The sequence below is a fragment of the Pseudomonas caspiana genome, assembly GCF_002158995.1.
Lineage (GTDB): Bacteria > Pseudomonadota > Gammaproteobacteria > Pseudomonadales > Pseudomonadaceae > Aquipseudomonas > Aquipseudomonas caspiana.
Window position 1 is genome coordinate 70,819 of sequence record NZ_LOHF01000019.1, and the last position, 15,252, is coordinate 86,070.

Annotated in this window: 12 protein-coding genes; 6 read left to right on the forward strand and 6 right to left on the reverse strand. The window is 58.3% G+C overall.

Going from position 1 to position 15,252, the window contains the following annotated elements; genetic code table 11:
- Positions 1–30 precede the first annotated feature (30 nt).
- From AUC60_RS19955 to AUC60_RS19965, 3 genes are all read right to left on the reverse strand, one after another.
- Entirely contained in the window at positions 31–1,029 is a 999-nt protein-coding gene (locus AUC60_RS19955) for a FecR domain-containing protein (protein WP_274521399.1), read from the reverse strand.
- On the reverse strand, positions 1,026–1,526 hold the full coding sequence (locus AUC60_RS19960) for a sigma-70 family RNA polymerase sigma factor (protein ID WP_087271750.1): 501 nt from the start codon (positions 1,524–1,526) through the stop codon (positions 1,026–1,028). Before AUC60_RS19960 ends, AUC60_RS19955 begins: the two co-directional genes overlap by 4 nt.
- 104 nt (positions 1,527–1,630) lie before the next feature.
- Positions 1,631–2,152 (reverse strand): hypothetical protein, encoded by a 522-nt coding sequence (locus tag AUC60_RS19965; RefSeq protein WP_087271581.1) that lies wholly within the window; start codon positions 2,150–2,152, stop codon positions 1,631–1,633.
- Positions 2,153–2,429: 277 nt separating this feature from the next.
- On the opposite strand from AUC60_RS19965, the gene AUC60_RS19970 reads away from it, so the two are divergent.
- The 3 genes from AUC60_RS19970 to AUC60_RS19985 all read left to right on the forward strand — a co-directional run bounded on the left by AUC60_RS19970 (position 2,430) and on the right by AUC60_RS19985 (position 5,671).
- Entirely contained in the window at positions 2,430–3,923 is a 1,494-nt protein-coding gene (locus tag AUC60_RS19970; RefSeq protein WP_087271583.1) for a YifB family Mg chelatase-like AAA ATPase, read from the forward strand.
- 501 nt (positions 3,924–4,424) lie between these two features.
- Positions 4,425–4,940 (forward strand): BRO-N domain-containing protein, encoded by a 516-nt coding sequence (locus AUC60_RS19980; RefSeq protein ID WP_087271589.1) that lies wholly within the window; start codon positions 4,425–4,427, stop codon positions 4,938–4,940.
- Positions 4,941–5,026: 86 nt separating this feature from the next.
- The gene (locus AUC60_RS19985) at positions 5,027–5,671 is read left to right on the forward strand and encodes a LysE family translocator (protein WP_087271592.1); all 645 of its coding nucleotides are present in this window, start codon (positions 5,027–5,029) and stop codon (positions 5,669–5,671) included.
- A gap of 241 nt (positions 5,672–5,912) precedes the next feature.
- Here the strand turns inward: AUC60_RS19985 and AUC60_RS19990 are convergent, their stop codons facing one another.
- Both AUC60_RS19990 and AUC60_RS19995 read right to left on the reverse strand, forming a co-directional pair.
- Positions 5,913–7,889, reverse strand: a complete 1,977-nt coding sequence (locus AUC60_RS19990; protein WP_087271595.1) for a methyl-accepting chemotaxis protein — start codon at positions 7,887–7,889, stop codon at positions 5,913–5,915.
- Positions 7,890–8,084: 195 nt separating this feature from the next.
- The gene (locus AUC60_RS19995; protein ID WP_087271598.1) at positions 8,085–9,008 is read right to left on the reverse strand and encodes a LysR substrate-binding domain-containing protein; all 924 of its coding nucleotides are present in this window, start codon (positions 9,006–9,008) and stop codon (positions 8,085–8,087) included.
- 156 nt (positions 9,009–9,164) lie between these two features.
- Between AUC60_RS19995 and AUC60_RS20000 the strand changes: the two genes are divergently transcribed.
- Positions 9,165–10,547, forward strand: coding sequence for a NorM family multidrug efflux MATE transporter (locus tag AUC60_RS20000; RefSeq protein ID WP_087271601.1), 1,383 nt, complete (start codon positions 9,165–9,167; stop codon positions 10,545–10,547).
- A gap of 155 nt (positions 10,548–10,702) precedes the next feature.
- Here AUC60_RS20000 and AUC60_RS20005 read toward each other — a convergent pair whose 3' ends face one another.
- Positions 10,703–12,373 (reverse strand): putative bifunctional diguanylate cyclase/phosphodiesterase, encoded by a 1,671-nt coding sequence (locus AUC60_RS20005; protein ID WP_087271604.1) that lies wholly within the window; start codon positions 12,371–12,373, stop codon positions 10,703–10,705.
- A 215-nt stretch (positions 12,374–12,588) separates the two neighbouring features.
- Between AUC60_RS20005 and rep the strand changes: the two genes are divergently transcribed.
- Both rep and AUC60_RS20015 read left to right on the forward strand, forming a co-directional pair.
- Positions 12,589–14,598, forward strand: a complete 2,010-nt coding sequence (gene rep / locus AUC60_RS20010; RefSeq protein ID WP_087271606.1) for a DNA helicase Rep — start codon at positions 12,589–12,591, stop codon at positions 14,596–14,598.
- Positions 14,599–14,642: 44 nt separating this feature from the next.
- On the forward strand, positions 14,643–15,215 hold the full coding sequence (locus AUC60_RS20015; RefSeq protein WP_087271609.1) for a xanthine phosphoribosyltransferase: 573 nt from the start codon (positions 14,643–14,645) through the stop codon (positions 15,213–15,215).
- The last annotated feature ends 37 nt before the right edge of the window (positions 15,216–15,252 follow it).

The following is a 15,252-nucleotide window of genomic DNA, read 5'->3' on the forward strand; positions in this document are numbered from 1 at the left end:
TAGGCAAAACCCGCCAAAAAATTTCAGACTTCATGCTTGGCGCTGCAACGTGACCCACCAGCGCGTGCGATACCTGAGCTGGACAGGCAACGTCTGGGTAACAACCGTGAGCAGTTTGTCGGTGTTTTCCAGCCGAAATACGCCGGAAAGACGCAGGTCGGCAATATCGTCAGCGCAGCCCAGATGACCGTGGCGGTAAGCCCCGATCTCGGTGAGGAAGTCTCTGAGGCGCATGTTTCGCGTCACGATCAGACCTTCGCTCCAGGCACCAGCGTCCATGTCGAGCGTGGGCAACTGAACCGCTTCGCGAGACGACACCAGGTAATGCTGCCCCGCGCTTACAGTGATGGGAGACGCGGCGGGTGAGCGAATGATCGACTGCCCTTCAAGCACACTGATGCGCGTCTGGTCCGGATACTGCCTGACGACGAAGCGTCCGTTGATGCCCTCGAACAACCCGTGGCGACTTTGCACTAATAGCGGTCTGTGGGTCGGGCTTTGGACATCGGCACCGCACCCCACGAGAATCTCACCTCGATTCAGAGTAATCAGGCGACGTTCGGCGTTGAAGTTCTGATCCACCGCGCTGTCGGTGTTCAATTGCAGGCTTGAGCCGTCGCTGAGCTGAAAGCGCTCACGCTGCCCGACGCTGGTCGCGAAATCTGCGCTCCATTGTTGCCAAGGCACGGCCTCTCGCGACAGCCACGCACTTGAACCCACCACGACCAGTCCGGACAGCAGTTTCAGGGTTTGTCTGCGGCTCAGTCGTTGTGCGCTGTTTTCCAGTGCTTCGATGGCTGCGCCTGGGGCGGGCAGATGCTGAAAGCGACTGTTGAGTTCGCCGTTCAGGGCCTGGATACGCTGCCAGGCGCATTCGTGATCGGCATGTGCGAAACGCCACTGCTCACATTGCTCGCGCAATTGTGGGTTGTGCCCTCCGCTGTTGAGGCGCATCGACCACTGAATCGCCTGTTTCACGACCTGCGGCGAGGGTTCTCGCGAGCGCGCAGGGGCAGATACGCCGCTCACGCTGGATACCTCAACAGATAGCAGTGATACAACGCGTCGGCGACATAGCGTTCTACAGAGCGCACCGACACGCCCATTCGTTCGGCGATCTGCTTGTAGGGCATGCCGTCGCATTGAGCCAGCAGAAAAGCCTGGCGGACCTTCGGTTTCAAGCCATCCAGCATCTTCGCAATGCTTTCCAGCAACTCGAATACCAACTCCCGGGACTCGGGCGAAGGTGACTCGTTGCAGGGTAAATGAGCGATGGCTTCAAGATAGGCGCGCTCCAGCTCCTCGCGTCGCCAATGATCGATGACGATCCCTTTGGCAACGGTACGCAGAAACGCACGAGGTGCTTTCAGCTCAAGCAGTTCGTGGCGATTGAGCAGCCGGACAAAAGTATCCTGCGCCAGATCCGCCGCATCGGCTGCATTGCCCAGCTTGCTGCGCAGCCAGATGTTGAGCCAGCCGTGATGATCGATGTAAAGCGTGCGCAGAGTGGCGTGATGAGAAGGCATTGCGGCGCGCCATCCCAGCGCGGTGTAAATGATAATGAGTCGCATTGTGTTAAAGCGCTGCACAATTTGCAACTGCTTAAGGGATGAGACGCCTGCCGCGTGTGTTACGCCTTCAGGTATTGCAGGACGGTTTCGATGCTGGCCAGTGGAGGCGCGGACATTAATTGCCCGGCTGGGCACCACGGATAACTGACCTGTTGCAACCAATCCATCACCGGCTCAACTTCTGCTGTCGGGCAGACCAGCATCTGCTCGATGGTAATCCTCAAGTGTGTCGCCAATCCTGAATCGAACTGCCAGTCATATTGCCCGCAACCAAAGCGCAGATCCCCCGTGGTCTTATCCGACATCCCCACCAGCCACTTGCAGTGATACTCGGTCGCCTCCTCGGCTGGCGGCTCACCGATGCAGAACGTGTAAACGTTTTCATAGGTCTGCCCGAAACGCCGCACCAACACCTCCGCAATCCCGTCCCGGCCTTCAACGGTGGGCGGAAATGAAATGGCCCCGGTGTGGACGACCATTTCTAGCGTCGCGTTGCTGACGAATGACTGACGTAGCAGGTGTGGGCGATTGCCGTCTTTGGCGAGGATGTAGTGCTCGATGGATTGGGCTGGGGTTGGCATTGGGGGCTCTTTTTTTTGTAACTGCCTGATTTGGATAGTTTTCTGTAGGAGCTCACGAGCACCGCGAGGCAGCGATGGCGTCCTGTCTGAGACACCGCTATCGCGGGCTCGCGGTGCTCGTGCGCTCCTACAGGTCATTTATAAACCACGCGGCGGCGCAGTGTCAGGGACACAAGAGGTTTATCGCGGGCATCCATTAACACCCTGTATCCATTCATTCCTTCAAAGATCGGCCCGATGTCGCAGGATGCGAGGGTCGTTTTTTCAAGGAAGAATCATGTCTCTGGCCATTGTTCATAGTCGTGCCCAAGTGGGCGTTGAAGCGCCTGCGGTTACTGTCGAAGCGCACTTGGCTAACGGTCTGCCTGCGCTGACGCTGGTGGGTTTGCCGGAAGGTGCTGTGCGGGAAAGCAAGGATCGGGTGCGCAGTGCGATTCTTAATTCCGGGCTTAAATTTCCGGATCGGCGCATCACGCTCAACCTCGCCCCGGCGGATTTGCCCAAGGACGGCGGGCGATTTGATCTGGCGATTGCGTTGGGTTTGCTGGCTGCAAGTGGGCAAGTGCCATTGGTGGCGTTGCAGGATGTGGAATGCCTTGGCGAGCTGGCATTGTCGGGTGCAATCCGTCCGATTCAGGGCGTGTTGCCAGCTGCGTTGGCAGCGCGGGCGGCGCAACGCACGCTGATCATTCCGGCGGTTAATGCTGAAGAGGCGTGTCTGGCGTCAGGCCTGCGCGTGATCGCAGTCAATCATCTGCTGGAGTTGGTGGCGCATTTCAACGGGCAGACGCCGATCACGCCGTACCAGTCCAGCGGGCTGTTGCACCAGGCCAAGCCTTATCCGGATCTCAGCGAAGTGCAGGGCCAGACCGCTGCGAAAAGAGCACTGATCATTGCCGCTGCTGGCGCGCACAATCTACTTTTTAGCGGCCCACCCGGCACCGGTAAAACCCTGCTCGCCAGCCGCTTGCCGGGTTTGCTGCCACCGCTGGATGAGTACGAAGCGCTGGAAGTGGCGGCGATTCAGTCGGTGGCCAGCCAGATCCCGCTGACCAGTTGGCCGCAACGTCCGTTTCGTCAGCCTCATCACTCGGCGTCCGGCCCGGCATTGGTCGGCGGTGGCAGTCGACCGCAGCCCGGTGAAATCACCCTCGCCCATCACGGCGTGCTGTTTCTTGATGAGCTGCCGGAGTTTGATCGGCGCGTATTGGAGGTGCTTCGCGAGCCTCTGGAGTCAGGCCATATCGTGATCTCTAGAGCGCGGGATCGGGTGCGGTTTCCGGCCCGCTTTCAACTGGTCGCCGCCATGAACCCCTGCCCCTGTGGATACCTTGGCGAACCGACCGGGAGGTGCCGTTGTTCCACGGAGCAGATTCAGCGCTACCGCAACAAACTGTCCGGGCCGTTGCTGGATCGTATTGACCTGCACCTGACCGTCGCCCGAGAAACCACTGCCCTCAATCCCAGCGTACAAAACGGTGAAACCACGGCCAGCGCTGCGGCTGTGGTTGCCAAAGCACGGGATCGCCAGAACCGACGTCAGGGTTGCGCCAATGCCTTTCTGGATATGCCGGGGCTGCGCAAGCATTGTGGATTATCCAGAGAGGACGAGGCTTGGCTGGAAACGGCGTGTGAGCGACTGACCTTGTCGCTGCGTTCGGCACATCGGCTGCTCAAGGTGGCAAGGACGTTGGCTGATCTGGAGCAGGTGGATGCGATTAACCGCAGTCATGTGGCCGAGGCGTTGCAGTATCGGCCGGCGAGTGGATGATCAGCAGGTTGGCGCCATGAGTTTGATGGTCCCACTGAATTGTGAAGATCCTGTGGGGGCCGGGCTTGCCCGCGATAAGGGCATCACGGTTTGTCTGAGATACCTAGGCGGCCTTATCGCGGGCAAGCCCAGCTCCCACAGGCGATTTGCAATGCTCTTCAAGGTGTGGGTAAGCCTTGAGTTTTCCACAGGATCGGTCCTACAGCAGGAACGGAGTTATCCACAGGTCGCCAGTGTCCTGCGCTGACAGTCGTGTGCGCCTCAAGGAATTAACCTCTCTCCCGGCTGAATATTCAGCTACTGGATTTGGCGATCTGGAAAAGGGAGTGATACTGCTGTTCATACGAAGCGGGCACATTTGCCTGCGCCTTGTTATGGCTGCTGTATGCGGGAGATCTTCGGGTCTGCCGGTCGCTCCTTACCGGTTCGCCAACCCGCATGCAGTTGCCACCCTATCGTTTGGCGACGAGAAGCGGTGGCTCCCACCAAGGAGATGCACTTTTGAATACATGCAATAACCCGCACCACATCCCCATGCTCTTCATCCGCCAGAAAAAACACATGCACGCCATTTGCCTCGAAGGCCAGGTCTGGTTCTGCGCGCGTGATCTGGGTTATCTGATGGGGATATTTCTGGATGAGCATCGCGCTCGCAAACTGGCACCCGATCAGCGCAAAACCATTTTGCTGGAACGCTATGGCGCAGTGCAGGAAACGCTGATGATCAGCGAGTCCGGGGTTTATGCGCTATTGCTCTATCAGCACGGCGCTCACAACGGGCCGCTGCGCGAATGGCTTGAGCATCATGTTGTGCAAGCCGTGCGCGACCGTGATCAAGTGCCAACATCACAACGCCCGGTGCTGGGTTTGATGCATTGGCCCAACATGACCCTGAGCCTGCTGAACTGGCAGAACGAATCGTGGATTCGCGTGCGGGATATGCCAGAGATTTTGCTGGAGCGTTCGCGGCAGAGTGCCGGGAAGACCGCTTCGTGGTGGCGGCGATTGCTGGCGTAAGCCATACAGTTGGCGTCGCGGACTGTATCTTGCGACCCGCCTGCCTCCTGCTTAAAGTGGCGCGCACTTAAGCGAGGAAACATCAAATGGAATTCAACAACGGCTTCCTGCTCAGCCTGTCGCTGTGCCTGGAAATTGGCCTCGCCAATATGGCGATGATCAATATTGCCATGCAGCGCGGCTTTGCGCAGGGCGTCTGGCTGGGGTTGGGGACCTGCGTCGGCGATTTGATTTATGCAGTGCTGGCGATGATGGGCATGGCGGTGCTTTTGCAGTTCGAGGCGGTGCGTTGGGTGCTGTGGATCGGCGGCTCGCTGGTGCTCTGCTTCTTGAGTGTGAAAATGCTGCTCAGTGCTTTCAAGACTGACGGGACGATGCAGCAGAGCGGCGAACAATGGGGCAAGACCAATCTGGCGCTGTTCTCCAAGGGCATCATGCTGGCGATGTCTTCGCCCAGCGCGATCCTGTGGTTTGCTGCTGTGGGCGGGGCGATCATTGCGCGCCAAGGCCATGACGTGGCGAGCGCAGGTCTGTTCCTGTCAGGCTTTTTTGCTGCGGGTTTGCTGTGGTCGATTTCACTGTGCGCGGTGGCCTACCAGGGCGGCCGGCTCATCGGTGAGAAGCTGATGAAATACACGTACATCGCGTCGGCGCTGATCTTTGCCTACTTCGCGGTGTATGTGGTGGTGAGTGGGTATGCGGAGTTTGTCGGGGCTCCGGTTGGTCTGTAGGGACCCATTACATCCAGGTCGCTGAATTGGAAGGCATCCTGTAGCTCACGAGTACCGCGAGGCCGCGATGGCGGTCTGCCTGATAAACCGCCATCGCGGCCTCGCGGTGCTCGTGCGCTCCTACAGGTTTATTTTTATGCGTGGGACAGCGCGCTGCGTTGGGCAGCGAAGCTGCCAGAGTGAGTACATATTTCTGCCAAAAAAAACGCCCCGAAGGGCGTTTTTCTTTATCACTTAACCATCAACGAAACCGGTCAACCTCGGTGCGCAAATCTGCAGCCAGGGTGTTCAGTTCTTCTGCGGTAATGGCCAGGTGCGAGACAACCTCACGTTGCTCGCTGTTGGCCATGGCGATGCTTTGCAGGTTGCTGCTCAACAAGGTGGCGGTGCTGCTTTGCTCTTGGGTGGCGGTGGTGATCGCGGCGAATTGCTGACCGGCCGAGCGGCTTTGCTCGTCGATCTGCGCCAGCGCTGCGGCCACTTTGGCGTTACGTGCCAGGCCTTCCTGCATCTGGGCATTGCCCTGTTGCATGGTGGAGATGGCGTTGCCGGTCTCTTGCTGGATGCTGGTGATCATCCCGGAGATTTCATTGGTGGCATCGCGTGTACGGGTCGCCAGGCTACGAACTTCGTCAGCAACCACTGCGAAGCCACGGCCTTGTTCGCCCGCCCGTGCTGCTTCGATGGCTGCGTTGAGCGCCAGCAGGTTGGTCTGGTCGGCAATCGACGTAATCACGCCCACGATGCTGCCGATTTCCTGAGAGCGTTGCCCCAAGGTATTGATCACAGCAGCGGTGCTGTTGATAGACGCAGCGATCTGCTCAAGGGACGACGACGCTTCTTGCATCGACGCGCGGCCGATACGAGTCTGCTGCGCGTTTTCCTGAGCCAGGCGTTCGGTATTACCCATGTTATCGGCGATGTTCAACGACGTGGCGCTGAACTCTTCAACCGCCCCCGCCATGCTGACGATTTCACCCGATTGCTGCTCCATGCCGCGATAAGCGCCGCCCGACAAACCGGACAGTTCATTCGCGCGGCTGCTGACCTGTTGAGCTGCCGTGCGGATGTGCGAAACCATGGTCGACAGCGCTTCACCCATCTTGTTGAAGCTGGTTGCCAGTTGGCCGATTTCGTCATGGCTGGTGATGTTCAAGCGCACGCTCAAATCACCTGCACCCAGTGCTTCGGCCTGACGCACCAGCTCAGACAGCGGACGAAGTTTACTGCGCAGCAACCAGATCGCCGAACTCACTGCAATCAACATCGCCAGCAGGCTGCCGATGGCCAGTTGCGTACCGACGTTCCAGGTCACGGCGCTGATTTCATCCTTGGGCATGTTCGCCAGAACGGTCCAAGGCCCGCCGCTAAACGGTTGGGCAACGCTGTAGAAGTCTTCGCTGGTATCGCTCCAGTACTGTCCTTTACCTGGCTGTTTGGCGAAATCAGCAACAGCTTTGCCAGCCTGATCAAGTGCCTGCACGCCTGCCGGCGGCACCAGCCAGCGGTTCTGATCATCGAGCAGGGCCAGCGAGCCGGTCTTGCCGATGCGGAAGTTCTTCAGGTTTTCAAACTGGACGTTTTGCGCGTCGGTGTAATCGAAGCCGACGAACAACACCGCGATGACTTTGCCGGAGCTGTCTTTCACGGGGGTGTATTGCGTCATGTAGTAGCGCTCGAACAGCACTGCCTTACCGACGTAGCTCTGGCCCGACATCAAACGGTCGTACGCCGGGTTCTTGCGGTCGAGCATCGTGCCGATGGCGCGGCTGCCATCCTGTTTGGTCAGCGAGGTGCTGATGCGGATGAACTCGTCGCCGCTGCGCACAAATACCGTAGCCACGCCTTCAGTCAGTTGGCGGAACTCGTCAACTTCTCTGAAGTTGTTGTTCAGCACATGGTCCGCCAGAACCAGGCTTGGAGTTTGCACCCCGGCGACTGTAACTGGCTGGTCCGCCTGAACAGTAAGGCCGCTGGCAAAACGCTTCTCAAACAGCCCGCTCAAACGTTGGGTGCTAACCCGCAGTGTGCTGTGAAAAGTGTTGAGCTGGTCGGCCAGCAAGCGTGCCTCGCTCGCCATGTGCTCTTCACGAATGACGAGGTTGGCTGAGTCCAGTGAACGCAACGCGAAGACAGTACTGCCGGAGATGACAACTGCCAGAATAACGGCCAAAGCAATACCGAGTTGCGAAGCAATTCGGGCACGGGGCTTGGACATGACGGCTCCTGGCCGAACGCCGGGTCTTTAATGACCTCTATTAGCCGTTCAGCTGAATTTGATTAAGTTAGGTAGCCTTGGTTGTACAGAATTTGTACAAGGGGGCGTCAATTTTACACATCGGCCTTGCGGCGTAATACTTGAGTAAGGTTCCCGGATTTGTAGGATTCGGTTACAAAATATGTCGCATTGCCACTATTCCCTGAGGATTTGCACCTCAGGCAGCTCCATGGCGCTGACTTCGCTCTGCAAAAAATCTCCCAGCCGACGCAGCCGTTCGCTGCCGGGTCGGGTTCTAGGCCAGACAAGGTAATAGTCTTCGCCGCTGTAGACGGCGGTGCGCCAAGGCAGACTTAAACGCTTCTGGGCGACATCTTCGGCGACCATGAGTAGATCCCCCATGGAAACCCCGTACCCGCGAGCGGCGGCGATCATACCTAATTCCAGCGTGTCGAACACCTGTCCGCCCTTGAGTGAAACGTGCTCCGATAAGCCCGTGCGCTCAAGCCAGCTTCGCCAGTCTCTGCGGTCTGGCGTGGGGTGCAGTAATTCTGCGCTGGCCAGGCGCTCAATGTTCCAGGGCTGATCGTCCATCAGGTTTGGCGCACCCACCGGAATCAGCAGCTCCGGGAACAGATGTATCGCCTCCCAATCGGCCGGGAGATGGCCGCGACTGAGCAGCACGGCGCAGTCGAACGGCTCATGACTGAAATCCACTACGTCGATTTCCATCCACGCGCTGGTCAACTGCACTTCATTGCCCGCCTGCAGGTGACGAAAGCGACTGAGCCGCGCCAACAGCCAACGCATGGTCAAGGTCGGCGGCGCTTTCATGCGCAAAATCCCTTCGTCGACAGACAGCGTGTTGCAGGCGCGCTCCAGGGAAGAGAAGCCGTCGCGCACGCCCGGCAGCAGGGTCCGCGCGGCTTCGGTCAGCTGGATATTGCGCCCGATGCGCTGAAACAGTCGGCAGGCAAAATGCTCTTCAAGGGTTCGAATGTGCCGACTGACCGCACTTTGGGTGATCGACAACTCTTCCGCTGCTCGCGTAAACGAGCTATGCCGCGCAGCCGCTTCAAATGCGCGCAGTGCATAAAGAGGTGGAAGACTACGGGGCATTGAGGACGCTCCTGCTGCGGTTGACGCCGATTTTGGCTAAAAAGCTAACAGATGAGTTTTACTCATGATAACGATCTTATTTATCCCTTTGTGCTCGCGCACTTAAGTGCAGAGAATGAGCGGCTCATAACTGCCCCTGAAATCGAGCGTCGCGCCATGCAACAACCTGCCATCAAAGAACTCTGGATCATCCTGCGCCTCGCCGGGCCGCTGATCGCTTCACAGATGGCACATATGCTGATGGTCTTCACTGACACGGTAATGATGGGGCACATTGGCCCTGAAGCTTTGGCGGGCGGCGGTCTGGGCGCGGCGACCTACAACTTCATTTCGTTCTTCTGCGTCGGGGTCATGGCGGCAGTCGGTACGCTTGTGGCGATCCGGCATGGTGCGGGGGACAGTAAAGGCGCTGCGCAACTGGTCCAGGCCGGTGTCTGGCTGGCGTGGGGCATGGCATTGATTGCCATGTTGATCCTGTGGAACCTTGAGCCGGTCCTGCTGCATTTTGGCCAAACCGAATCCAACGTGCACATGGCAGGTCAATTTTTGATCACCTTGCCACTGGCGTTGCCCGGCTTGTTGACGTTCATGGCCCTGCGCGGTTTCACCAGCGCACTGGGGCGTGCAGGGCCAGTCATGGCAATCAGCGTGGGCGGCGCGATTGCCAACTTCGTCCTCAACTACGCCTTTATCCACGAAGTATTCGGGCTGCCGAATCTTGGCTTGATGGGGATTGGCCTGGTCACAGCGGTAGTCACCAACGGTATGGCGTTGATTCTCGCCCTGCATATCCGTCGTCATCCGGCCTACGCGGCCTACCCGATCCGTGAAGGCTTTTGGCAGCTGTCGAGCAGCCACCTCAAAGAGCTATGGAAGCTGGGCTTGCCGATTGGCGGGACGTACGCCGTCGAGGTTGGCCTGTTCACCTTTGCTGCGTTTTGTATGGGGGCGATGGGCAGCGTGCAGATGGCCGCGCACCAGATCGCCCTGCAATCGGTGTCGATGGCGTTCATGATTCCCGTGGGGATTTCTTACGCAGTGACCATGCGTATTGGTCTGCACTATGGCGCGGGTAATCTTCTGCTGGCGCGCACCGCCGGGCGTGCGGGCATTGTTTTTGGCTCATTGGTGATGCTGATGTTCGGCATGCTGTTCTGGCTGGCACCGCATTTGGTTATCGGTCTGTTCCTGGATATCAATGACCCCAAATTCGCCGAGATCGTCGAGTTGACGGTCAAGCTGCTGGCGATTGCAGCCTGGTTTGAAATTCTTGATGGCGCGCAAACCATTGCCATGGGCGCGATCCGCGGCTTCAAGGATGCGCGGACAACCTTCCTCATCGGGCTGGCCAGTTACTGGCTGGTGGCTGCCCCTGCGGCGTGGATATTTGGTTTTTACACCAACCACGGCGCCGAGGGCGTCTGGTGGGGGCTGGCGTTGGGATTGCTGTGTGCAGCGATTGCCCTGACCTGGGCCTTCGAAAGAAAGACCTCGCGGTTGTTGCGCCGGGAAGCGGCAGCAGTGCCGGTGATGGGGTGAGGAATGTTTGATGTTGTCTCCTGCCAAACACGAACCTGCAGGAACGCACGAGCAGCGCGAAGCCGCGATAGCGGTCTGCCTGATAAACCGCTATCGCGGCCTCGCGCTGCTCGTGCGCTCCTACAGGTCTGTCGTTTGACGCAAGACAGCGCGTTTCAAACCCCGCTCAACGCCTCCGGCGCTTGCTGATCGAAGGTCAGGTATTTGATCAACTGCGATAATGGTAGTGGCTTACTGATCAGATAGCCTTGAACCTGGTCGCAGCCAAAACTGCGTAATAACGCCAGTTGGGCAGGCGTTTCGACACCTTCAGCCACCACTTCAAGGCTCAGGTTGTGGGCCAGGTTAATCATGGCGTGAACCAGCTTGCAGTTCTCATCGCGCTGCTCCATTTCACCTACGAAGCTCTTGTCGATCTTCAACAGGGTGATGGGCAGGTTGTTGAGGTGCACAAATGATGAAAAGCCCGTGCCGAAATCGTCCAGTGAGAACCGAACCCCAAGCCGTCCGAGCGCATCCATGGTTTGTTTGACCAGATCGCTACGGCGCATGACAGCCGTTTCGGTCAGTTCGAACTCCAGCCATTGCGCGTCAATCCCGCGCTCGGCAATCAGTCGGCCCAACGTTGCCAGCAACTGGTTGTCCTGAAACTGGCGAAATGACAAGTTGATAGCCATATGCAGCTGCGGCAGACCGCTTTCGATCAAGGTCTGCATGTCACGCAGTGCCCGGGATATCACCCAGTAGCCCAATGGCACGATCAGGCCACTTTGTTCTGCCAGCGGCACGAATTCGCTGGGTGGCAACAAGCCTCGTTCCTCGTGACGCCAGCGCACCAGTGCCTCCAGACCGACAATACGTCCGCTGGTCAGGCAAAGCCTCGGCTGGTAATGCAGTTCCAGCTCGTCACGACGCAGTGCCCGGCGCAGCTCGCTTTCAAGGTCTGCAAGGCTGCGAGCATTGCGGTTGAGTCTGTCGTTGAAGACATGAAAGGTACAGCCCTGAATGCCTTTGGCCTGCTGCATGGCGATATGTGCATGCCACATCAGCGGATCGGCGCCTGCCTCGGCACGGGCATGAGCGATCCCCAGGCTGCAACCGATCAGCAGGCTTTCGCCGTCGACCCAGTAGGGCTCGGACAGGGCTTCGGTGATGCGCTCTGCCATCCAGTCAGCCCGGTCCGGGGCTCGTCGGGTGTCGATCAATAGCGCGAATTCGTCGCTGCCCAAGCGGGCGATCTGATCGCAGGGTTCCAGCTGCCCTTTGAGTCGCGCCACCACCTGTAAAATCAGCCGGTCGCCAGCTTGATGACCCAGTGCGTCGTTGGCGCGGCGGAAGTTGTCCAGATCGAGATGGCCCAGCGCCAGGCCACGGCCGTCATTTTCCAGCAAGCGTGCCGCCAGTAAGGTCTGGAAACCCTGGCGGTTGGCGATACCGGTCAGCGTGTCTTGCTCGGCCAGACGTTGCAGCGTGCTTTCCAGCAAGGCGCGTTCGCGTACATGGCGCAAGCAGCTGCGCAGGCTCACCGGGGTTAATTCGCTGCGGATCAGCCAGTCACTGGCGCCCAGTGGCGCAATCAACGGCTCCTCTTCAAGCAGCATGATCACTGGCAGGTTGCAGCGGCCGGGTGGAGGCTGCAGTTCTGGCGTGGTGAGCAGTACGGTGTGGTTGTCGTCGACTAGAGAGGCACTGATGTCGTTCCAGTGCGAGAAGGACAACGGATTTGCCTGATTCTGCTCAGGCGTCAGGCAACTGCGCAGCAATACCAGCCATTCCGGCTCGTGGGCCAGCACTAACAACCGCAAGGGTTGGACAGGCGTAGGCAAGCTAGCTCCCTAGACTCGAAAAGAGACAAACAGAAGGCCGGGACAAGGGCCAAACAGAGCGATCATTCAGCATTCGGATGCGCAAATGTAACAAAACCAAAAAAATTAGATAGCTGCGGGCGACATAAGACGTCACTCATTGGCGGACGGTCGCTGCACAATCGCCATAGCCTGCTAAAATGCCCGCCCATTTCGTTAGTGATCCTCTTCCTGATATGTCCCGACTCAATCCTCGGCAACAAGAAGCCGTGAACTACGTCGGCGGCCCTCTTTTGGTGCTCGCCGGTGCAGGCTCCGGCAAGACCAGCGTGATCACCCGCAAGATCGCCCACCTGATCCAGAATTGCGGCATCCGTGCTCAATACATCGTCGCCATGACCTTTACCAACAAGGCCGCCCGCGAGATGAAAGAGCGGGTCGGTACGTTGCTGCGCGCGGGTGAAGGTCGCGGCCTGACCGTGTCGACCTTCCACAACCTGGGGCTGAACGTGATCCGCAAGGAGCATGTGCGACTGGGCTACAAGCCGGGCTTCTCGATCTTCGACGAGACCGACGTCAAAGCCCTGATGACCGACATCATGCAGAAGGAATACTCGGGCGACGACGGCGTCGACGAGATCAAAAACATGATCGGCTCCTGGAAAAACGACCTGATCCTGCCCGCTGAAGCATTGGAAAACGCCCGCAACCCCAAGGAACAGACCGCGGCCATCGTTTACACCCACTATCAGCGCACGCTCAAGGCGTACAACGCGGTGGACTTCGACGATCTGATTCTGCTCCCGGTAAAGCTGTTCCAGGAACACGCTGACATTCTGGAAAAATGGCAGAACAAAGTCCGCTATCTGTTGGTGGACGAATATCAGGACACCAACGCCAGCCAATACCTGCTGGTAAAGCTGCTGATCGGCATGCGTAACCAGTTCACCGTAGTGGGTGACGACGACCAGTCGATCTACGCCTGGCGTGGCGCGCGTCCGGAAAACCTGATGCTGCTCAAGGAAGACTACCCGTCGCTGAAGGTGGTCATGCTCGAGCAGAACTACCGCTCGACCAGCCGGATTTTGCGCTGCGCCAACGTACTCATCTCCAACAACCCCCATGAGTTCGAAAAGCAGCTGTGGAGTGAGATGGGGCACGGCGATGAAATTCGCGTGATTCGTTGCCGCAATGAAGATGCCGAGGCCGAGCGCGTCGCTGTGGAGATTCTCAGCCTGCATTTGCGTACTGATCGGCCTTACAGCGATTTTGCGATCCTCTATCGCGGTAACTATCAGGCCAAGTTGATTGAGCTGAAGTTGCAGCATCACCAGGTGCCGTATCGCCTGTCCGGCGGTAATAGCTTCTTTGGCCGTCAGGAAGTGAAAGACCTGATGGCCTATTTCCGCTTGCTGGTTAACCCGGATGACGACAACGCTTTCCTGCGGGTGATCAACGTGCCGCGCCGGGAAATCGGCTCCACGACGCTGGAAAAACTCGGTAACTACGCCACCGAGCGGAAAATTTCGATGTACGCCGCCACCGATGAAATCGGCTTGGGCGAGCATCTGGACAGCCGTTACACCGACCGCTTGCAGCGCTTCAAGCGCTGGATGGACGGCGTGCGTCAGCAGTGCGCGCAGAACGATCCCATTGCTGCGTTGCGCAGCATGGTCATGGACATCGATTACGAGAACTGGCTGCGTCAGAACAGCTCCAGTGACAAGGCCGCCGATTACCGCATGGGCAACGTCTGGTTCTTGATCGAGGCGTTGAAAAACACCCTCGAAAAAGACGAAGAAGGTGAAATGACCATTGAGGAAGCCATCGGCAAGCTGGTCCTGCGCGACATGCTCGAGCGTCAGCAGGAAGAAGAGGATGGCGCGGAAGGCGTGCAGATGATGACGCTCCACGCCTCCAAAGGCCTGGAATTTCCCTACGTGTTCATCATGGGCATGGAAGAAGAAATTCTCCCTCACCGCTCCAGTATCGAAGCCGATACCATCGAGGAAGAGCGTCGTCTGGCTTACGTGGGCATCACCCGTGCGCGCCAGACCCTGGCATTCACCTTTGCTGCCAAGCGTAAGCAGTACGGTGAAATCATCGACTGCTCGCCAAGCCGTTTCCTTGATGAACTGCCGCCCGACGATCTGGCCTGGGAAGGCAACGACGACACTCCGACCGAAGTGAAGGCGGTGCGCGGCAATACCGCATTGGCGGACATCCGCGCGATGTTGAAAAAATAATTCCGACTATTGATTGCGCAGATTCGCGCACCCGAGGAAGCGACGTGGAAGCATTGCATCAGAAGATTCGCGCAGAAGGCATCGTACTTTCCGATCAGGTATTGAAGGTCGATGCGTTTCTCAATCACCAGATCGACCCCGTGCTGATGCAGCAGATTGGCGACGAATTCGCGGCGCTGTTCGCGGATTCCGGCGTCACCAAGATTGTTACTATCGAAGCTTCGGGTATTGCGCCTGCGGTGATGACCGGTTTGAAGCTGGGCGTGCCGGTGATTTTCGCCCGTAAGCATCAGTCGCTGACCCTGACCGAAAACCTGCTGCTGGCCACGGTGTATTCGTTCACCAAGCAGACGGAGAGCACCGTTGCCATCTCGCCCCGTCACCTGAACAGCAGCGACAAGGTACTGATCATTGATGACTTCTTGGCCAACGGAAAGGCGTCCCAAGCGCTGATTTCGATCATCAAGCAAGCAGGCGCCACCGTTGCCGGGCTGGGCATCGTGATCGAGAAGTCCTTCCAGGGCGGTCGTGCTGAACTGGACGCGCAGGGCTATCGCGTTGAGTCCCTGGCGCGGGTCAAATCCCTGGCGGATGGGGTTGTGACGTTTGTTGAGTGATCGGGTCGACCATCTGATTCAATGAATTGAAATGCAT